At 40.7% G+C, this 21013-nt stretch carries 21 protein-coding genes; all 21 read right to left on the reverse strand.

The genetic code is table 11. The features are described 5' to 3' along the window. Nucleotides 1-116 precede the first annotated feature (116 nt). Nucleotides 117-551, reverse strand: a complete 435-nt coding sequence (locus K8O68_RS10005; protein WP_230896752.1) for a PTS sugar transporter subunit IIC — start codon at nt 549-551, stop codon at nt 117-119. A gap of 19 nt (nt 552-570) precedes the next feature. Then, nucleotides 571-1071, reverse strand: a complete 501-nt coding sequence (locus K8O68_RS10010; protein ID WP_230896753.1) for a hypothetical protein — start codon at nt 1069-1071, stop codon at nt 571-573. A gap of 10 nt (nt 1072-1081) precedes the next feature. Then, nucleotides 1082-1402, reverse strand: coding sequence for a PTS cellobiose transporter subunit IIA (locus tag K8O68_RS10015; RefSeq protein ID WP_230896754.1), 321 nt, complete (start codon nt 1400-1402; stop codon nt 1082-1084). Nucleotides 1403-1541: 139 nt separating this feature from the next. Next, nucleotides 1542-1865 carry a PTS cellobiose transporter subunit IIB gene (locus K8O68_RS10020; protein WP_230896755.1) on the reverse strand — a complete coding sequence of 108 codons (324 nt, stop codon included), beginning with the start codon at nt 1863-1865 and terminating at the stop codon, nt 1542-1544. A 534-nt stretch (nt 1866-2399) separates the two neighbouring features. After that, nucleotides 2400-4325 (reverse strand): BglG family transcription antiterminator, encoded by a 1926-nt coding sequence (locus K8O68_RS10025; protein WP_230896756.1) that lies wholly within the window; start codon nt 4323-4325, stop codon nt 2400-2402. Between the two features lie 111 nt (nt 4326-4436). Further along, nucleotides 4437-5807: a 23S rRNA (uracil(1939)-C(5))-methyltransferase RlmD gene (rlmD, locus tag K8O68_RS10030; protein ID WP_230896757.1), complete on the reverse strand. Its 1371-nt coding sequence runs from the start codon at nt 5805-5807 to the stop codon at nt 4437-4439. Between the two features lie 284 nt (nt 5808-6091). Next, a complete protein-coding gene (locus K8O68_RS10035) occupies nt 6092-7087 on the reverse strand; it encodes a metallophosphoesterase (protein ID WP_230896758.1) in 996 nt (331 codons plus the stop codon). Between the two features lie 17 nt (nt 7088-7104). Further along, nucleotides 7105-8907 (reverse strand): ABC transporter ATP-binding protein, encoded by a 1803-nt coding sequence (locus K8O68_RS10040; RefSeq protein ID WP_230896759.1) that lies wholly within the window; start codon nt 8905-8907, stop codon nt 7105-7107. Between the two features lie 9 nt (nt 8908-8916). Further along, complete coding sequence (locus K8O68_RS10045) at nt 8917-10095, reverse strand: nucleotidyltransferase domain-containing protein (protein WP_230896760.1); 1179 nt, start codon at nt 10093-10095, stop codon at nt 8917-8919. Further along, nucleotides 10088-10564 carry a lasso peptide biosynthesis B2 protein gene (locus tag K8O68_RS10050; RefSeq protein WP_230896761.1) on the reverse strand — a complete coding sequence of 159 codons (477 nt, stop codon included), beginning with the start codon at nt 10562-10564 and terminating at the stop codon, nt 10088-10090. The genes K8O68_RS10045 and K8O68_RS10050 overlap by 8 nt, the downstream gene beginning before the upstream one ends. Before the next feature lie 24 nt (nt 10565-10588). Next, nucleotides 10589-10897: a lasso peptide biosynthesis PqqD family chaperone gene (locus K8O68_RS10055; RefSeq protein ID WP_230896762.1), complete on the reverse strand. Its 309-nt coding sequence runs from the start codon at nt 10895-10897 to the stop codon at nt 10589-10591. Continuing rightward, nucleotides 10894-11823, reverse strand: a complete 930-nt coding sequence (locus K8O68_RS10060) for a phosphoenolpyruvate carboxykinase (ATP) (RefSeq protein ID WP_230896763.1) — start codon at nt 11821-11823, stop codon at nt 10894-10896. The genes K8O68_RS10055 and K8O68_RS10060 overlap by 4 nt, the downstream gene beginning before the upstream one ends. A 77-nt stretch (nt 11824-11900) precedes the next feature. Next, nucleotides 11901-12056 (reverse strand): paeninodin family lasso peptide, encoded by a 156-nt coding sequence (locus tag K8O68_RS21445; RefSeq protein ID WP_255717132.1) that lies wholly within the window; start codon nt 12054-12056, stop codon nt 11901-11903. Nucleotides 12057-12060: 4 nt separating this feature from the next. Next, entirely contained in the window at nt 12061-14001 is a 1941-nt protein-coding gene (locus K8O68_RS10070; protein WP_230896764.1) for an asparagine synthase-related protein, read from the reverse strand. Nucleotides 14002-14294: 293 nt separating this feature from the next. After that, complete coding sequence (locus K8O68_RS10075) at nt 14295-14426, reverse strand: paeninodin family lasso peptide (protein WP_230896765.1); 132 nt, start codon at nt 14424-14426, stop codon at nt 14295-14297. A 40-nt stretch (nt 14427-14466) separates the two neighbouring features. Continuing rightward, complete coding sequence (locus K8O68_RS10080) at nt 14467-16404, reverse strand: asparagine synthase-related protein (protein WP_230896766.1); 1938 nt, start codon at nt 16402-16404, stop codon at nt 14467-14469. A gap of 38 nt (nt 16405-16442) precedes the next feature. After that, on the reverse strand, nt 16443-16988 hold the full coding sequence (gene rfbC / locus K8O68_RS10085; protein ID WP_230896767.1) for a dTDP-4-dehydrorhamnose 3,5-epimerase: 546 nt from the start codon (nt 16986-16988) through the stop codon (nt 16443-16445). A 30-nt stretch (nt 16989-17018) separates the two neighbouring features. After that, the gene (gene rfbB / locus K8O68_RS10090; RefSeq protein ID WP_230896768.1) at nt 17019-17990 is read right to left on the reverse strand and encodes a dTDP-glucose 4,6-dehydratase; all 972 of its coding nucleotides are present in this window, start codon (nt 17988-17990) and stop codon (nt 17019-17021) included. Between the two features lie 45 nt (nt 17991-18035). Beyond that, nucleotides 18036-18938, reverse strand: coding sequence for a glucose-1-phosphate thymidylyltransferase RfbA (gene rfbA, locus K8O68_RS10095; RefSeq protein WP_230896769.1), 903 nt, complete (start codon nt 18936-18938; stop codon nt 18036-18038). A gap of 71 nt (nt 18939-19009) precedes the next feature. Next, a complete protein-coding gene (gene galE / locus K8O68_RS10100; protein ID WP_230896770.1) occupies nt 19010-20050 on the reverse strand; it encodes a UDP-glucose 4-epimerase GalE in 1041 nt (346 codons plus the stop codon). Nucleotides 20051-20134: 84 nt separating this feature from the next. Further along, on the reverse strand, nt 20135-21013 hold an 879-nt coding region (locus tag K8O68_RS10105; protein WP_230896771.1), incomplete at its 5' end, for an ATP-grasp fold amidoligase family protein.

Genomic DNA, 21013 nt, shown 5'->3' on the forward strand with positions numbered 1-21013 from the left:
AGACAGCTGCCTTCCCTGGTCGAAAGAGCTTCCGCCTGATTGTTATCTTCTTAAAACTGAATAACTAAATCATAATTCATCCCCATCTTTATTATAAGGTGGGGATTATTTGACGCTTACATTTGTTCAACCAGTGTGATTTCTCCATTGACAAAACCTAATTGAGGTATTGTCATAAACAAAGCAAACATGGATAATAAAGCACCATTTAGCGGGTTTAAATTTAAGCCTTCTTCTTCAGCATTTATTTTTGTATACTCGTAACCTACTACGAGACCAAAATACAATGCTAATATCCCCATGGTAGCCGAATTTGCCAACATATACAGATCACTGATTCTAAAAAACGTATTGTTAAAAAAGCCTTCTAAAAATGTGAATGTCTGAGGCAATACGTTCAATACCAGAAACATGGAACCAACGATTACAAATGGAATGGAAGCCATCCCTGCAGCCATTATTGCACGTACAAAACGCCAAGATGAAATTGTGCTCAACGGTCCCATTAAATACTTTTCCATGAGACCAAATAGTTTGTTTTCTGATGCCATCCTACTCCCCCATTTCTATTTAGTTAATAACCTCTTCATATTGTTTGATACGTTTATAATGCTTGTCTTCATTATGTTTAATCTTATTTAAACGTTTCAGAATTTGTGTGCTTAATAAAATTCCAGTCATCAATATAAAGAAGATCATAAGTTTAGATCTTGTTTCATCTATAAGAAAAGGATAAAGTTGAGTGAAAGACGATGAAAAATAGACTGGTAAAAGGAGTATGACATTTGTCATTAGCAAGGTTTTAAAACAGTACCTTGTATATTTAGCATCATTTGTATGATCGCTATACACTTTTACTTGTTCTGCAATACTCATTATTAAGACAACAAGTAAGATTAAAGGTAGAACAAATAATGCTGACTGACTCATGACTAATGAAACGAACCAGTATAGATTTGTAAAAAAGAACAAGGCTGAAGCATACCTCACCATTAAATACCGATTAAAGTACATTGATTTCAAACTTAATTCTTTTTTGTTTTTTTCTATTGTCCTTTCATCGTTTTTCATAACTATTCCCTCACTTGTTTTCGACTTTTTCATATAGATGTAACATCTCTGAAGCAATATCTTTCAGTGTCATAACAGTCATTAAGTGATCTTGTGCATGAACCATTATGATTCCCATGGTGATGGATTCACCAGAAGAGTACTTTTGTAATAATTCTGTTTGCGCTTTATGCGCTAACACTATTTCGTCATTCGCTTCTTCTAACTTGTTTTCTGCATTTTTGAATTCATTATTTTTCATCATATTAAATGCTTCGTGTATTATCGTTCTTGCTGATCCGCTGTGCAAAATAATCTCAAATGCGACACTTTGAATTTTTTCCTGTTCCATTGACCTCTCCATCTCCTCTATACATGTTGGTAAAATCTTCATACAAAAGTATTAAAAAAACTTAAGCCTAGAGGGCTTAAACGCAAGGTCTAATCCCTCTAGTAAAATGTTTTTCTCTATTGAGCATTAACCAAATTAATCATTCTTCCGGAAGTTCCTGTAAAATGAGGTTTGCTAATTTTTCAATCCCCATAGGAACAGGAATGTATGCTTGCGGCGGGATGTTAATAACCGGCTTACCAGCCCGATCTCCAGTTTCTTTAAGTTTTTTATAGTGCATTTTTGTTTGCGGGCTGATTAAAAACAAATCAAATTCACTATCTTCTATCTTCTGTGTTCCTTCACTGGTAGAAACTGCGTCTACTTTAATATCTTTTCCTTTACTATCAAAATACTCCGTTGTCTTCTTAGCCATTAAAGAAGAGGACATACCAGCTGCACAAATAATTAAAGCTTGTTTCATTTTAAATTCCTCCATTGTTCACTTATTTTTTAATAAACTTTTCCTGTAGCCAGTTACTATGTTGTTAATTTCTATATCTAAAGTGTGTTCCTTGTTTCTATATTCTTAATTTACAACGAAACCGGTTTAGTTTGTAGAGAACTTTTTTCCGTTGTCAACGGAAAAAGACATAAACAGACACAAACAGACACAAAAAAGCAGATGGATCACCCTCCATCTGCTTTTTTGTGTCACGTGTGATTGATGCCGATCAGCCTGCTTGGATTTCAGATAAAAACATACCTGCACCCCATTTCTTAAAAATTGGCTCTGTTAAAGCTCGTTGTTGATTTAATAAAGCAGCTTTTCATGAACGTCAGGCGGCGACGCCAGAGGGATTAAGCGCAGGCCGAAAATCCATGTTTTCGACTCTTCAAGTCGAAAACATTAGTTGAGGACAAGCCCCTTGGCACGCGTCCGCCGAAAGTGAATGTAAAACAACATTAAACTTTAACAGAGCTTAAAAATTAAAGAACAGAGATTTGAGATGATTCACTACTCCACACTCTTTATGACACTTTTTAATTGATCATACGTTTTACATTGTAAAAAACTGGTCACTTTGTTCCGATCATCCAGTAGTTGCATCAGAGAATTATACATTGGTTTTAAGTTTTCTTTATTGTTTTTGGCAATATTCAATAAGACAACGATTTGAACGGGCTTATCTATCCATAGAATCGGTTTTTTTAATGTCATAATCGACCAGAATGTCTCATCAGTCTGGGGGTCAAGGGGGTGAGGAATAGCTACCAGGTTTCCAAAACTTGTTGGTGAATAATTCTCCCGTTTTAGTACTGAATCCACATAGGTATGATCTACTTCGTCAGCCTCCGTTAACTTCTCACATATATATTTAATGACATCTTCATAGTTTTGAAAATCCATATTTAAATAGGTGTACTTTTCCCGCAAATAGGTTTCAACAACGAAATTTTCCTGCACTACAATTTTTTCTATATTCATTATATCGTTATCGCTCAGGATAGTACTCACTGTTTTAACAGGAACAGGCATTTCCTCACGAATTGGAATCGTACTAATAATAAAATCAATGTTATGAAGAGATTGATTTAATAAATTATGGTATTCTGTTGTCCCCATAATGTTTAGCTGATCTCCAAAGGTGGTCTGAAGTTTATACTTCAGAAGTTGAGCACTGCCCAATCCTGATGCACAAACAATTAAACACCGGGGAATACGGTCCGTATTTTTCTTCTGCCGCTCCTGTGCTACTTCTATATGGAGTGCTAAATAACCAACCTCATTTTCATCTATTTTAATATTTAATTTCTCCAATAATACTTCCTTACCAATTAAAGCGGCTTCAAATGAAAGTGGATATCTTGCTTTGATATCTTCTAACATTGGATTTCTTATGTTCATATTGTATTTATAACGGTTTATAGCTGGCTTTAAGTGTAAACTTAATCCTGATAGCAAATCTTCGTCTTGTTGTAACTGAAGGTTAAACTTCTCATCAATTCTCTTTACCATTTCGGTGACGCTATCTGTAATTTTGTCATCAATCAGCGATTTAACCTCTTCATTTTTGATGTTGGAATTGGCTAATTTTGTACCTTGTAAATGAATGGTTATATAAGCAACTTCATATTTTGAAAACTCAACCTTCAGACTGGACTCTATATCCCTGACAATCTCCATTGCAACCTTATATTTATCCTTTTTTTCCAACTCTTTCATTTCACTTTGAACCATTTGAATAGCATTATCTTCACGGATCCGTTTACAAGCTATGGCAATATGCGTAATTAAATTTTGTAAACTTATATCTGAAATGATCGTTTTATGTTCCCGCAGTTTTGCTAATGTAATATTTTGGATGGTCTTTACCTCTTCTTGAGGCAAAATCTCAAGCCAATCTTCAGAGCTGCCTGCGAAGCTGGATTTTTGATTAAAAATATATTCCGAGATACAGAAGCGTATTTGCACTTCATTTCCAATTACCCTTATACCGTGGTGAGGTTTCTGTTCTATATTTAAATCATACTTTTTTAAGATTGTGCGAATGACTTTTAACTCGTTTTGCAGGGTGGATCGACTAATATACAGCGTGTCCGCTAAATCCTCTACTTTTATATAATCTGAATTGAATAACAGCCTCTCCATCAAAAAACGTACGCGTTCTTCATGCTTAGATGGGATATCTTCACGAGTCATTTCACTGTGATTTTCAAGGAATTCCCGGATCGTTTTTTCATTATCAGTAAAGAGCCGGTAACCCTTCCCGCGGTATGATTCTATACGGGCACCTATTTCTTTTAGTTCCTGGTTTAATACTTTAATGTCATTCCTAACCGTCTTAGAACTAACCAGTAAACTGGCTGCAAGTTCTGAACTTGTAATCGGTTCCTTTGCTTCCTGGAGTTTTTTAATAATGTTTCGCAACCGAATATCCACAGAGATCCTCCCTTTTATAGATTAAAGTATTATGTGAATTTTATTGTTTTTCTGATCCCTCGTTGTTTAAATATAAAAAACTGCAGGACGCCCCTATTCAGGGGCTCCTGCTTATTTTTTAACTATCTGCGAGACGCACTCCACGTGCCCCGTCTGCGGAAACATATCGACAGGCTGGACTTCCTGCGTCGCGTAGCCTTTTCCTTCTAAATATTTCAGGTCGCGGGCCAACGTCGCCGGGTTGCATGAGACATAGACAATCCTCTCCGGCTTCATCGCGGTCATCGATTCAAGAAGGGCTTCGTCACACCCTTTACGGGGCGGGTCGACTACAATCACATCAGGATGAAGACCCTGCGCCTGCCACCACGGCATAACACTTTCCGCTTCGCCGACAACGAACTCGGCGTTATCAATATGGTTGAGCTTCGCGTTCCGTTTCGCATCTGCTACCGCTTCAGGCACCACTTCCACTCCGTACACCTGCTTCGCGTTCTGTGCCAGGAACAGGCTGATCGTGCCGATCCCGCAGTAAGCATCAATTACTGTTTCTTTACCAGTAAGCTGCGCATATTCCAGTGCTTTATCGTAAAGTACTTTCGTCTGATCCGGATTCACCTGGTAAAATGACCGGGCAGAGATGGCGAATTTAATCTCACCGATGTAATCATAAATGACTTCTTCACCCCAGAGCACTTCTGTTTTGTCGCCAAAAATAACGTTCGTCCGTTTTGGATTAATGTTTTGAACAATCGAGGTAACGTTCGGCAGCTCATCTTTAAGCGCCTCAATGAGATTTTTCTTATTGGGCAGCTCTTTTCCTTTCGTTACAAGAACCACCATCAGCTGGCCAGTATGTTTCGCATGCCTGACAACAACGTGCCTTAAGGTGCCTTTATGGATACGGTCATCGTATCCGCGAATGCCGTACTGTTTGGCCAGTTTTTTCACGAGCTGGACAACACGGTCGTTGTCTTCACGCTGAATGACACAGCTTTCCATATCGACAATCGTATGGCTCCTCTCCGCAAAGAAACCCGCCACAAGTTCGCCGTTACGCTCGCCCACAGGTACCTGGGATTTATTACGGTAACGCCAAGGGTCTTCCATGCCGAGTGTCGGATGCACGGGCACGTTCAGTCCCCCGATCCGCTCGAGGACGTCTTTTACCTGTTTCTGTTTATACTCCAGCTGGCCTTCATAGCTTAAGTGCTGAAGCTGGCAACCGCCGCATTGTTTAAAGATCGGGCAAGGCGGCTCGACTCTCTCGGGGCTCGTTTCCTTTAATTCCATCAGGCGGCCAAATCCGTAATTTTTCTTCACATTAATCACTTTCACATCTGCCGTCTCGCCTGGCAGGGCGCGCTTTACAAACAGCGGATAACCATCCACTTTCGCTACACCTGACCCGTCATGGGTAATATCCTCAAAGGTCACCTGCACCATCTCGTTCTTTTTCACTGGCGGCTGTTGTTTGCTCATAGTCCTCTTATCCTTTCCGTTCTGCATTTATCTGCACTTGATTGTACCATACCTGTAAGGCAGAAAAAATGTAAACGGGATGAGGCGGGGGCCAGCCAATTACTGGAGTGAGGTGATCAGCTCTCTGGCTCAGGGAAATGCTTAGTGGAGGAACTTGCTGAAGAAGAATTAACAGTGAAAAAACGAAGGATTAACCAGCTGTATCACAAACGTGGTGAAACAACTGGTTTTTTAAGAAAGATTAATTAAAGGGGAAAAGAACACCCGGTTTATAATGGGCCATCCTATTTAGACTTTAAAGTAAGAAGGTTTATTTCAGGAGGGTTTAAAAAGCGGAAGTTTAATAAAGGAAGAGCGTCGCTGCTGCCTAGGCCCGCGCTCACATACTGTTTCAGCCCCCGGTATTCCCACAGCCCCTTAATGCGGTCCTGGGGCGGGAATAATCCGCTTCGCTCATAATAGGGCTCCGGGACAAACGGCGCGCCTACAAACGGCAGACGAATCTGGCCGCCATGATAATGCCCGGCGAGCATCAGATCAAAGTCTCTTAACAGAGAGTCCGGGTCATCCATCAGAAGATCAACCCGAAAGTCTACAATAGGATAATGGTACAAGGAAATGAGGACATCCTCTTGGCTGGCCTCATCGAGCACTTGCATCTCTTCCAGCAAATCCTTTTGATGATTTAAATAGTCCTGGTAATGCTCACTCTGCTCGATTTTTGCCTGCTGGTCGATTTCTGCCAAGCCTTTCCCGGGTTCAACGAGCGATAACTCGAATTCTGTAAAGTGAACGTGAGCCGAACCAACCTCTACCGTGTAGACAGATTCCAGGAGAGTGACACCTTTATCTTCCATCCCGTTAATAAATTCATGTCTTTCAAATGGGGTATGGCGGCCGTACCGGTAAGGTTCAGGGTCGGAATTTCCATGGACAAATAACGCGTGGTCTTTATTCGTAATGCCGTCTATTAACGAGTAAAAAGGGTGAAAATCGGTCGTGTTGCCTGTCTCCAGCATATCCCCTGTAAAGACGATAACGTCATAGTCAATTCCATTAATCTTATCGCTCAGTCTTGATTGGTTCTCTCCAAAATATTTTTCATGTAAGTCGGTCACTTGGAGAATTCGAAACCCTTCAAGCTCGGAGGGGAGGCCCTCAATTTCTATATCCTGTTCTGCAAGGATGATCCGGTTGTTATCCCAGATCGTAAAGCTAACGACTACTGTAATGAAAAGCAGCATTATAATAACCAGGACGCTCCCCCTCTTCTTTCGCATAATCATCTCTCCAAACGTTACAGGGTGGCGTTCACCTGGCTTTTTAACAAGTTGTTAAAGACCCCCCGTTTTTTATCAGCCAATTGACCGAATTTGCCTTTTTCGATTATCCTTCCTTCATCTAACACTAATACCTGGTCTGCATTTCGGATCGTTGAAAGCCGGTGGGCAATAACAATAATCGTCATTTCCCCTTTCAGGCGTTCAAGTGCCTGTTGTATTTTGAGCTCATTCTCAGTATCCAGAGAGCTTGTCGCTTCGTCTAAAATAAGCACAGAAGGCTTCCGGAGAATGGCTCTCGCTATAACGAGACGCTGGCGCTCCCCGCCGGAAAGTCTGATTCCGCGGTCCCCGATCAGCGTATCGATTCCTTCCGGCAGCTTTTTGACAAACTCTGCTGCAGACGAAAATTCGAGCGCTTCCCAAATATCCGTGTCAGTTGCATCCGGTTTCACCAATTTTAAATTCTCCTTAATGCTTTCATTAAATAGAAACGGATCCTGCGGGACATAACTGATCGCACGTCTCCAGGCAATTAAATTCTCCCGGGTCAGCGGTGTTCCGTCTATCAGAACCTCACCAGACGCCGGCTCATTTAATCCCATCAACGTATCTATTAATGTGCTTTTCCCTGCGCCGGAACGACCGACGACAGCAGTCATATGATTAGCCGGCAAAAATAAATTAATATCCTTTAACGCATACTTCTCTTCCTTTTCGCGGTAGCGAAAAAAAACGTTTCTGCATTCAATGCCTTTATCCATTTGAAGAGGTCTCACACTAGCCCCATCTGTGTTCTCATAAGCCAGTTCCTGTGATTTTTCAGCTTCCTCCTGCAAGGAAACCACCGCTTTAAACGCCGGCAGTTTTGTCGCAATATCCTCGAGTGAACCTTGAATGCCCGCCACTTTCGGCCAAAGCCTCGAGAAAATAACGATAATGAGAAGCAGTTCTGCTCCCTGGGCTTGAAACAGATGAATGGCTGTAAATATAAATACTGCAATCAAACAGGCTGAAGCAACTTTATAATAAAGCTGGGACTTTGTTTTTAACTTTGTATATTCCACCTGTTCCTGTTCCATCCGTTTAGTTATGGACCGGTACCAGTCCATTCGCGATTCTTCTAACGTATTGCTCTTAATATCTTTAATTCCGTTGATCTGGTCGGTGATTCCTCCGAGATAAGCTTTTCCTAACGTGAAATTTCTCTCTCCCAGAGCATGAGACCGTTTCAGAAACTTTCTGTTCAGGAAAATGAGCACAAGACCGCAAATCATAACAAATGCAGTAATCACAGGTGACAGCCAGACCGCAATTCCAATTTGAATCAATGTGAAAATCAGTGAAGCGAAAAACTGTAAAAAAGAATGCGTGCCTGCGCTTGCGCGGGCAATTTCGGCAGTTAATAAATTGACGAGATCCGATTTCCTTTTTTTAATAAAAAACCGCCAGTTCGCGTGAAGCAGAGACTGATACGTTTTTACTCTCATATAACGGAAAAAGCCATGCTGGATCATGGCATTTTTGACGGTGATTTGCCGCTGCAGAAGATTCTGGGCTACCGCAATTAATATAAAAACCGATAAAATTACCGGCAGACCAACTGAAGCTGGCACGCCCTGTAAAAATTCAAACAGGCCGGCAACAGGCGTCCCTCCTGTATCAAGTTCAACTACCCCGCTCATGCTGAGCATAGGAATCAGCAATAATATGCCGATACCATCCAGCAGGCCGATCAGACTCATAGCAACGAGGTTGAAATAGAGGATTTTCCCGGCATATAAATGAATTTGCTTTAAAAAATAAAACACAGGTTTCATAGTATCCTCCTAAGTTACCGCTTGTTTCCTCGTTTTCCTCCATGCCCATAAAAACGGCCGTAATGGAAAATACAAAAAATGAAGCGGTTTTGGTAACGGCATTGTCTCGGCATCTTCAGGATAAGGGTATAGAAAACTGAGCAAAAAAACGGCCTTTTGCGGGTAAGACATCAGTGAAAATAAATAGTGTTTATGATACTCCGAGACCTCTTCCGGTACGGGATCCGTATGAAGGTTGACCATGTTTTCAAAGTAATAAAATGCCTGATCCGCAAGCTTTTCAGACCTTTTCTTAAAGCGGAACGGCTCTTTCCATTCCGGTATGGCGGTATCCAGTAAAATGGCCGATAAGCGTAACGCCTGCTCTCCAATATGAACGCTGCCAGAAGCTTTTAATAACTTTTTCAGAAGAGCCGGGTCGAGAGCTTGTCCTGTGAGCTGGTGAATATCACAGAGCCAGCGCAGTCTTGACCAGCCATGCCGAGCTCCATGTAAAGCGAGAAAGACAAACAAATCTTCTTTCCCGAGGGCACAAACAGGCGTTTCCGTAAAGGTGCCGGTCTTTCTGCGCGCCCATAAGTCGTTAAAATCAGGTTCTTTGCCTGGTCCCGGATGAAGCCGCCAGTGAACTTCCAGTTTTGTTCCTTTCTCAGGATGATAATAAGTGACATGATGGTGGCGCCATTTCCAGTCATTTAAGACAGTCCTGATATAGTCTTCTTTCTCGTATCCATGTTTTTCAAGAAGCTTCTCTGCTTTCTCCAAATCCTGTCCTTGAATAAGAAAATCAAGGTCATTTGAGGTACGGAGAGAATAATCACCGTAAAGTTCCCGGGCAAGATGCGGGCCTTTTAAAAAAAGAAGCCGAATGTTATTTTCAGTGAACAATTTATTTATAAACGCTGTCTCTCCACATAAGTGGAGCATATTAAACGTATTTTGCTGATAGTAGTGAAAGAGCGTTTCGACCACAGAGGGAGGAAACACATTTCCTTTCTGCTTTTTAATCTCAGGATATAATAAAGGATAAAGCCGGTGATGCACACATAATTCTATAAACAGATCCCAGTTTATCGTTGTGAGGAGCCGGGGATTTTGGTAAACGTCATGGTTTCTCTCTTGAAGTAAGGCAAGTATAAGTTTTAATTCCTGTGGCAGTTGTCTTAAACCGAGTGCCTGATTATCCATAGTTTTCTCCTTGAATCGGTTTGCGGCTTTTTTTGTTGGCAAACATACTTACGACAGTGAACTTCTCCATTCCTTCCGAGCCGCAAATAAAGTAGGGGCCGCTCCGCAGCCAGGCGTGCGCAATAAGATCTCCCTTTTCGTCCTTTGCTGTCCCTAAATACATCGTGCTTCCAATCCGTCGCCTTTCCAGCATTTTCATGGCAGCAATGGCTTTGACAAGACATTTGCTCTCCCAAAAAGTATATTTGCTCATCATATGAATGGCTTGTGACACACGCGCCAAGTCTTTCTTTGACTCTGAATCAGCAAGCACCTGCGCCGTCTCCTCCATATACTGTCCTAAAGATGGCGCCACTTTGGAGAACGGTTTCTGTTTTAATATCCGGGCCCAGCCTAAATACAAAAGTGCTTCGATCATAAGCAGCTTCGATTCGAGGTTTAGGAACAAAAACGCCTTTATTTTTCTCATCTTCAAAGTCCTTCCTGTAAGAAACTAAACAGCAGCTTCAGGATCTTCCAGCTTTACTAACCCTTCTTCCGACAACCGTGTTAAAAAGGAAAACACGTGTTCTTTACACTCTTCGTGAGTCACATCATACTCGGATAATAAAGTATAGATTACCTCTTCAATCACGACAGGCTCTTCAACAAGCTCCCAAATCGCTCCGCCGATTTCCCCAAGGTTATAATACTTACCGTTTTTAATACTAAGCATGACCTTTTCTCCATCCATATCGCTGACAATATTTCCTTCGTTTTGGCTGACGATGTGTTTAAGAGATACTGGCTGGTTTTTAATCATATGGCCACCTCCTCATTAATTGCAGATAAAATGCGCGATGATAACTCCTGGGCAGTAAACGATGAAACTGGGCGGCGGATCTGGTAAAAGTCTATTTTTTTAACTATACTTGCGCACATTTGAAAGTGCCATTCGAGTAACCCGGAAGGCCGGACAATAAAATTCCGGTACGTATGATAGAACAGTTTATGGAACCGTTCTAAATGGTCAACCGGCTCTAATGCAACCTCTTTCGCTTCCGTTTTCACCAGTTCATAAACACCGGCAAGAGGCAGCGGTTCCGAGGCAAATCGGTCCGGTACTGGAACAGCGAACTTCGTTTCCCTGTCAATGATCGGACGCAATTGGTTGGAATCCATACCAAATGCGGTTAAGCTTTCCTGCCATAGTTTTTGTTGTGGGTAAGCCGGCGTCACTACCGGATAGCCTTCTTCGTTTAAAGAAACAGGGATAACATCGTCACTTAGGAGTTTATATCCCCGGTTTAGAAACGCTGAAGCAAGTGTCGATTTCCCTGCTCCTGAATCTCCTACGATCGCATACGCTTTGCCGTTAATGGCAATTGCGCTGCCGTGTAACGGAAGAATGCGCCTTTGCAACAGGATCGCTCCCATACATGTACCAAGCAGGAAAAGGCGGAGATAATCATTCCTTGCCTCTCTAAATGGTGAAATGGTGATCTCCTTGCCATTTCGAACCATAAAAATTGCTGTTTCGGGCACTATGAACAGAATATAATCTGGATGTATCACAAAATGATTACCTTTCATTGATTCAGCTTCCCATCCCCGTGTTAAATCTCCGTATTTCACCGTTAAATCAGGTACCTTTATGTGTTTATTCATCACAGGAAGTTCTGGAAGCGGTAGTTCACTGGATACGCTTAGCCCAAATGTTTTATAGACAGTATTAGCTATTTTTTCCATAGCGTGCCTCCGTTATTAAAGCCCTTAATGATGAGGTATTAAGGGCTTATTTACAATTATTATGCAGACACCTTTTTCTAACTGCCCAAGCAGCTTGCGTTAGAACGGCCCTCATGCGTTTCATGTTTTCCTTCTGATACATCAAAGCAGTCAGCATTGGCATTCCCTGGTCCATTCATCGTGTTGCTGACGTCAAGCACTGATAATTGTGGTTGTTTCCAACTCTTTTTCATATTGTCACCCCCTTTCTAGATTTTTTATAAACCGGTAAACTATTAAAGTACGGGTTAATAGATGGAATTCCGTTTTAAAAGCAAGTTTTGGATCTGCATTTTTAATAGTAAACACAGCATCTCTTACAACGTCCATATCTACATAGTTAGAAAGAACAGGGTCCTTAACCAGATCAGTTAATTCCTTTCCAAAGGACACCCATTTTCTTTTCATGCGGTGAACCGTGTCTGCCCCTTGTAATCCCCGTTTGAATTGATTTATTCTTACCTTATCAGGCAGCTTATTTTTCATAGCCCGCCGTATAAGGGACCTCTCTAATCCATTATTTGTAAACTGTTCCTCAGGAATAGCTAAGCAGTAACGTATGACACGCAAATCATTTGTCGGATCCCGGTTCCAAAGAGAATAACGCAACGATAATTTTGTTTCTGCTGTTCCACTTTTGTTCCACGTAAAAGGCGAAAGATAATAACTTCCCCGGTAATTATTTAAACTATTAACAACACCTGTGGCCGGATTCATTCCATGTCCGCTGATTTTTTCAAAAACATTTGTTTTTAGCGCTAATTCCTGGTTGATTATTGAAGGAAAGAGGCCAGCAGTCTCTTTACTGGTTTTAGTTGGAATAGCACGTTTTGCAATAAAAGGAAGCACAACTTTTTTGCCTGTTTGAAATGTCTGACAGTACGCATTTAATTCTTTATATAAACGCATCCACCTTAAAGTTTTTAACAAAGATACATAATAATCATAAGTCAGGCTCAACGATCCCCAGGAAACAGAGTGGTTGCCTCTCGCCCCATTCAACAGCACTTTTACACCTTTATGGGCTGCTTCTTCATTCAACCCTTTAAGCCAGTAAGCATTGTCAAAAAACTTATAAGGCATTTCCATAATGTCGAGGAAGTCATCCATTTCAGAGTAAGGATCCCTTCCATCAAAACTAAAATAGTAGTCTTTAATGTTCCCTGTGAAATTAACTGTTTCTTTTATAAATGGACGTTCGTCGGGCACATAATAATTATCTGTCCAGTCAACAAATTCATTATCAGGGACAAAACTGAACGTATGGAGCTGTTTATTCTTTTTCTTTAATTCTGCTGCGGCAAAACTGGCCACTGAACCTGAGTCAAGGCCACCGCTCAGATGAGAGCCAACTTTGCCGTAGGTACGAACTCTGTCCTTTACTGCCCTTCCGACTACATCCCTGAATGCTTCTTCATATTCTGCATCTGATTTTAATTTTATTTTTTCGTTTAAATTTAAAACATTATATCTGGAAATCCTTACTCCCCTCTCACTTACAGAAATACTGTGAGATGGAGGCACCTGCATGATCGTTTCATAAACGGTATGGTTCATATCTACTGCCTCGACCATCCCTGGAATAGCGAGAAACTCAGCCATCCACTCCTCATTAACCTTTTTGTTAATCCCAGGGAGTGTAAACAACGGTGCTATAAGTGTGGAGAAAGCCAAACGCCCTTCTTTAAAGCAGTAATACAATGTACGAGCTCCGGAAAAATCTCTAGCTCCAAAAAGCTTCTGCTTTCTCTCATCCCAGATCATAAATGCAAAATCACCGATTAACTCTTTCGGTGCCTCTTCTCCCCATTTTGAATAAGCTAATAAAATCAGCCTGCTGTCAGGGATGTTTTGTCTATACGCCTTTTCAATTTGTAATTTCTCAAACAATTCTTCTCTATTATCAATGATGGCATCTGCCGTAATCACTAACTGCCTCTCATAATCGTAATAAGGCAACGGTTCACCAACTGATTCAGGGGTTATCCATTGAGCATGGCATCCAAGAAACGCATTAGATTTTTGCCAGCATCGGACATCGTCACCCGGAAAACGCTCAAACCCCTTCATCAAGTCGGTGGTTTGCTCATTGGAAACAGGGCTTTTGTTAAAATGGAACAGACCGGCTATTGCGCTCATGGATACCTCCTTTTACTCAGCAGCGAAGTTAGTTTTGATATATCTTTTTGTGCTTAATAAAGAACAAAAAGTGTATAAAAAAAGCTGATACCAAATTATTATATATTTCCCTCATATGTTTGTTCGTTATGGAGAATGTCGTCTTATGTAAAAAATATCATTCATTTATGCTAATGTCAATTCTTATTTTACAAAAAAAGCCTGTACCTTTTTAAAACGGCTCCGCGGTCCCAGCCTGCCGTTTTAAAAAAAGATACAGGGATCTAACCGACCTAATTAAGTATCATTTACACCTAACTGAGCGTTATATCATTAAAGTTCGTGCCTGCTGGGAAGTCATTATCCAGATGCTCCCCTTCGTTTCCTAACATCGTCATATTTAAATCAAGCTCTTCCAGTTCAGGTTCTTTCCATTCCTTCTTCATATAATCACCTCCTTTCAGCATTCTTTCAGGTTGCTGCTTATCAAAACTTTTGGAGAAACCGGTAGACAATGAGAGCGCGCATTATATTTTTGTAATCCGGATCAGTCGCACAGTGGTCCTTAGGCCCTTCACGTATTTTAATTAAAGCTGCTTTAAGGAGATTTCCGTCGACATACTTTAATATTCTGTCATCGTTGCACATCTGAACGAGTTCACTTGTTAATTCCTGCCACCAGGGTTTAAGCCTGTGAACCCAATCGGCGCCCTGAACACCTCTAAAACGATGGTTTAACCTTACTTTGTCAGGCAGATAGTGCTCGGTTGCTCTTCTGATAAGTGATCTGTCCACGCCATCTTTTACGAACTGTTCTTCCGGAACAGATAAACAAAAACGGACCACACGTAAATCATTTGACGGGTCCCGCTTCCACGTTTGGCTGCTCAGGGACATCTTACAGGTGAAGGTATTGCCTGCATTCCAGGGAAAAATATGTTCAAACAGTTTTCTTCGATCTTCATACATATTTGATTTCTTAAACCAGCCAGTCTTATTAATGCTATGTTGAGCCAGTTTGTCATAAATCCCTGTACGTTGTGCAAATTCTTCATTTATTAATGGCGGAAGAAACCAGGTATTATTTTTAGAGAAGAATAAATCAATCATCGGGTGTCCCCGTCTTAATATAAGCGGAATCCGTCGCAACCGGGGCCCGCCTACAGTGAGACTATAATAATTTAATTCTTGGAAAAGCTTTATCCATTTGAATCTGTTTAATAAAACCGCGTAATAATCGAGAGCTGAGCCCCATGAGATAGAAAAGTTGCCTCTGTCCCCATTCAGCAGCACCCCAAGCCTATGGTCAGCAGCTTTTTCAAACATTCCTTTAAGCCAAAATGAGTTTTCATGAAATTTATAAGGCATCTCTACAGTTTGAAGCATCTCATCGATTTCCGAATAAGAATCTTTCCCTTTGAAATCGAAATAGTGATCCTTTATACCGCCGATATGATCGACCGTTTCTTTAATAAACGGCCTTTCATCGGGAATTAAATGTCTGGGTGTGAAATCATCAAAGTCATCTACAGGAACATAGCTGAAGGTGTGTAACTGCTTATTTCCTGCCTGCATCTGTTTTGCTGCGAAACTTGTAACCGCTCCTGAATCCAGCCCACCGCTTAACTGTGAAGCAACTGGCCGAAAGGTCCGCAATCTGGAATTGACTGCTTTCTGAAAGACTTCCTGAAAGGCTTCCACGTACTCCTCATCTGATTTAAAATGCAAGGTTTTTTCCGGACGCAAGGAACAGTACCTGGTCAATTTCACTCTAGTGTTTTTTACAGTAATACTATGGGAAGGAGGCACTTGAAAGATCGTGTTGTATGGGGTGGTTTCCGCTCCTGCAGTATCTATCATTCCGGTAATTGCAAGGTATTCAGCCAGCCACTCTTCATTCAGACTCTTACTTATATACGGCAAAGCCAGCAAAGGCTCAATTGTCGTGCAGAAGGCGAACCGCTGGCGGCCGAAATAATAATAGAGTGTTCGTGTACCAGTGAAATCCCTCGCACCGAACAGCGTCTTCCTCCTGTCGTCCCAAATCATAAAAGCAAAATCACCTATTAAATGTTTCGGTGAGTCTTCTCCCCATTTTTCGTAGGCCAGTAATATTAACCGGCTGTCCGGAATGCTTTCTCTTACTTTTTGATCCACTTGAAACGCATCAAATAATTCCTCGCGGTTATCAATGATTGCATCAGCTGTGATCGCTGTTTTCCTGTCTTCGCAGTAAAATGGGAGCACTTCTCCAACTGATTCCGGTGTAATCCATTGAGAGAGGCATCCCAGGAACGTACTCTCTTTGCCCCATGCCTTCATATCATCTGCAGGAAATTGTGCCAATGTTTTCATCATGGCACCCGAGTGCTCTTCTGGCACCTGCCCATTATAGAAGTGCTGTATACCAGCAATTGCGCTCATCGGTTCCTCCTCTCTGCACGTATCCCCCAGGCTCTTCTTTACTTAAAAACGTCAGCATGCTCTAAATTAGGGTGGTCTAGATCTTTTTCAGACAGCACTGGCTCATTCGCTGGCCAATTAATATTTAAAGCCGGATCATCCCATCTGATGCCTCTGTCATATTCAGGGGCATAATACTCATCCACTTTATAAATAACCTCAGTATTTTCCTCCAGCGTACAAAAACCGTGAGCAAATCCTCTTGGTATAATTAACTGTTTTTTATTTTCGGCACTTAACTCAACCCCGACCCATTTTCCGAAATGGGGGGAGGATTTCCTTATATCAACTGCTACATCATATATCGCGCCTTTGACCACCCTGACTAATTTAGCTTGTGATTTTGGAGGTAATTGAAAATGCAACCCTCTGATTGTCCCTTTATTTACAGAAAGGGAATGGTTATCCTGAATAAAGTTAAATGCTATCCCTGCCTCTTTAAATCTCTCTGCATTGTATGATTCCATAAAAAAACCCCTGTGGTCCGTAAAGACCTTAGGGGTTATGACTTTTACCTCTTTAAAAAATGTCGTTTCTATTTTCATTCGAACACCTTCAATCCTCTGGTTATCTGATTAACCGCTTTTTAACTTCCTCCACCAGTCCTGATGCTGCACATACCAGTCAATAGTCTCTTTCAACCCTGTATCAAACGTATAAACTGCTTCCCAGCCCAAATCGGTTCGTATTTTTGACGGGTCAATCGCATAACGGCGGTCATGGCCTTTACGGTCTTCTACAAAGCTGATTAATTCCTCGGGTTTATTAAGATGCTCGACGATCCCTCTAACAATTTCTAAATTTGTTCTTTCGTTGTGCCCCCCAATATTAAATACTTCCCCAGGTCCACCCTTATGAAGGACTAAATCGATCGCTCGGCAATGGTCTGTGACATGAAGCCAGTCTCTGACATTTAAACCATCTCCGTATACCGGCATTTTTTTATTTTCCATAGCATGTGTGATCATAAGAGGAATCAGTTTTTCCGGATGATGATAAGGCCCGTAATTATTTGAACACCGGGTAATATTTATATCCATGTTGTACGTTTCATAATAAGATTTCACCATCAAGTCAGCTGCTGCTTTACTTGCTGAATAGGGGCTGTTAGGTGCAAGAGGCGTTTCTTCAATAAAATAACCTTTTTCACCAAGGCTCCCGTAAACCTCATCTGTTGATATTTGAATAAACTTTTTTATTCCCTTATTTAACGATGCATCAAGCAGTGTCTGTGTCCCTAAAACATTCGTTTTTACAAAAATATCAGGTGTTTCAATGCTTCGGTCCACATGCGATTCGGCAGCAAAGTTAACAATCACGTTTATGTCATATTCATTAACGGTCTTATCTATCAGCTGTTTATTTGTAATATCTCCATGGACGAAGTGATACTGACTGAGATGCGCCACATCTGATAAGTTTTCCAGGTTGCCTGCATAAGTCAGTTTATCAATATTGACAATTTTATAGTCCGGGTATTTGTTAATCATATGCCTGATAAAATGGTTGCCGATAAATCCTGCTCCGCCAGTGACTAATAAGTTCAACTTTTCTCCCTCCTATGTCTCCTTAAATGAAAGAAAATGGCATCTTTATGTTAACAGCATCCCTTCAATTCTTCTGTTTGCTTCCATTTCAGATATGCGATATAGGTACTTACCATATTCACTTTTCTTTAGAGGCGCAGCCAGGCTAATCAGTTGTTCCCTGGTGATATAGCCCCTCATATATGAAATTTCTTCTAAACAGGCAACTTTAAGCCGTTGCCGCTTTTCGATTAGCTCAATGAATTGCGAGGCCTCAAGAAGTGCTTCGTGAGTGCCAGTATCCATCCAGGCAAACCCACGTCCTAATAACTCTACATGAAGCTGGCCCTGTTCCAGATAGGCTTTGTTCACATCTGTTATCTCCAGTTCTCCTCTGGCTGACGGCTTAATTGATTTGGCAATATCAACCACCTGATTATCGTAAAAATACAGGCCGGTCACTGCATAATTTGATTTTGGAACTGGCGGCTTCTCTTCAATTGACAGCACATTGCCGTCCCGGTCAAATTCGACGACTCCGAAACGCTCAGGATCGTTGACATTATAACCAAATACAGTTGCTCCATTTAATTTTTTTCTCACATTCTCCAGATGCTTCGTAAACTCATGCCCGTGAAAGATATTATCTCCTAAAATTAAAGCCACATCATCAGAACCTATAAACTCATCTCCGATAATAAACGCTTCTGCAAGGCCATTCGGCTCAGCTTGGATGTCATATGACAAGTTAATTCCTAACTCGCTTCCATCACCTAACAACTGGGCGAACCGGGGTGTATCTTCAGGCGTTGAAATAATTAGAATATCTTTAATTCCAGCTAACATTAAGACAGAAAGGGGATAATAAATCATCGGTTTGTCGTATACCGGCAGCAGCTGCTTAGATATGGACTTTGTTAACGGATAAAGGCGCGTTCCGCTTCCTCCTGCTAGTATAATGCCTTTCATTATATAGCCCCCTTTTTAAATTGCAAACAAAATTCTACATCCACAAAAAAAGCACCTCACTTTTGAGCTGCTCACGCTTTGACTTCTGTCTGTTTTTCAGTTGCTGCATATCCATCCGGATTATTTTTTTGCCATTGCCATGAATCAAGGCACATATCATGACAATCCTTTTCAGCTTGCCAGTTTAAGCCTCTTTGGGCTTTTGAAGGATCTGCAAAGCTGATGGCTATATCACCCGGCCTCCTGTTTTGAATATCATAAGGAATTTTCTGGCATGAGACATTTTCAAATGTTTGAATCATCTCAAGAACGCTGTACCCATTTCCAGTCCCCAGATTATAAGCTTCAACACCTTTATCATTTAACACTTTCTCCAGCGCTTTTAAATGCCCCTTTGCCAGGTCAACCACATGAATATAATCTCTTATCCCTGTTCCGTCATGAGTGGGATAATCATTTCCGAAAACCGTTAACTTCTTAAGCTTGCCAACAGCTACCTGAGAAATATATGGAAGAAGATTATTAGGCACACCATTTGGATCTTCTCCAATCAGCCCGCTATGATGAGCGCCAATAGGGTTAAAGTACCTTAATAGGGCGATCCCCCAGTTTTGATTTGCGGTATAGATATCCCTCAGTATGTCTTCAATCATCAATTTAGTCCGTCCATAAGGATTCGTTGCCTGCAGGGGCAGATCTTCATGAAAAGGGGCACCATCCTGTAATCCGTACACAGTCGCTGACGAACTGAAAACCATCTTATTTACTGTGAACTTCTCCATTACTCCGCAAAGATTTAATGTGCCGGTGATATTATTTTCATAATAGCGAAGAGGATTGGAAACAGATTCTCCTACCGCCTTCAAACCGGCAAAGTGTATGATTGCTTCTACATCGTTTTCTTTAAATACCGCCGTTAACGCTTCCCTGTCTAATATATCTGCTTTGTAAACCGGAAAGTCCTTCCCTGTTATTTCACGAACACGATTAAGGGATTCAGGTTTACTGTTAGAAAAATTATCAACGACGACAATCTCATAATCTTCATTAAGGAGCTCCACACACGTGTGACTCCCAATATAACCAGCTCCTCCGGTGACTAGAATACTCATACCTTTTTCTCTCCTTTCGAAACAACTTATGAAAATACTAAAAAAGAGCACCTCATCCTAAGGCGCCTTTCAAATTAATTGATTTCACTCATTTACGACTTTAGATAAGTGTAATTGCTCCCCAAATAATAGGTCATATTTTTTGTGGCTGAATTTATTAAATCCATTTCCTGGTGTAAAGGTTAATTCACCAAAATAGATCCTTCCTTCGGTGTAATATAAATCAACACGGACTAAAGGAAATTTTCCAGAGAGTTTCCGGCAAACATCTAACATTTCATCCAAATGGTATGGTTTTAGCACACTGTTAGAAGAATGAGATTGATGCATATTCATACTTAGTCTGTTCCATTCTGTATCGAAGAAGGCTTTTCTGCTTTTATTTGTATCTATATTAACCATTATAAATTTCGGTTCCCCATGAAAACAATAAAACTTATAATCTTTTAAATCTCCTTCTTTATCCTCTATAAATTCTTCTATAATAATCCTTCCATTTATTTTATAATAGTTTCTTTCTCCGGACAGATAAAAATAGTTTGATTTAATCCATTTATTAATCTTCTTTTTAGTCACATTCCAATCTAATTTAGATTTATCCTTAACTACAAGGTTCCAGCCACATCCATGTGTAGCTTTAATTATGAATTTTTCTGGAAGGGAATTAATATCGACCTTATTAACATTGTCATACACCCCTATATTAGGAATTAAATATCTCTCCCCAATAATTTGTTTCACATAGCTTCTAACTTCATATTTATCAACATAATTGGTGTATTGATGTAACGGCCCATACAGTTTCAGCCATTGTATTTTTTCTGAAAAGGTTGTAGGTTTTTCTAAATCCACCTCATATCCATGCTGATGATAAAATCTTTTTTGTATGTACCTTTTATGTGTAAAAGGCAGGAGGAATTTAGATTTATTTATTAATTCTATTATTTCATTTATACATTTAAT

This window comes from Salipaludibacillus sp. CUR1, from assembly GCF_021028955.1.
Taxonomy (GTDB): domain Bacteria; phylum Bacillota; class Bacilli; order Bacillales; family Salisediminibacteriaceae; genus Salipaludibacillus.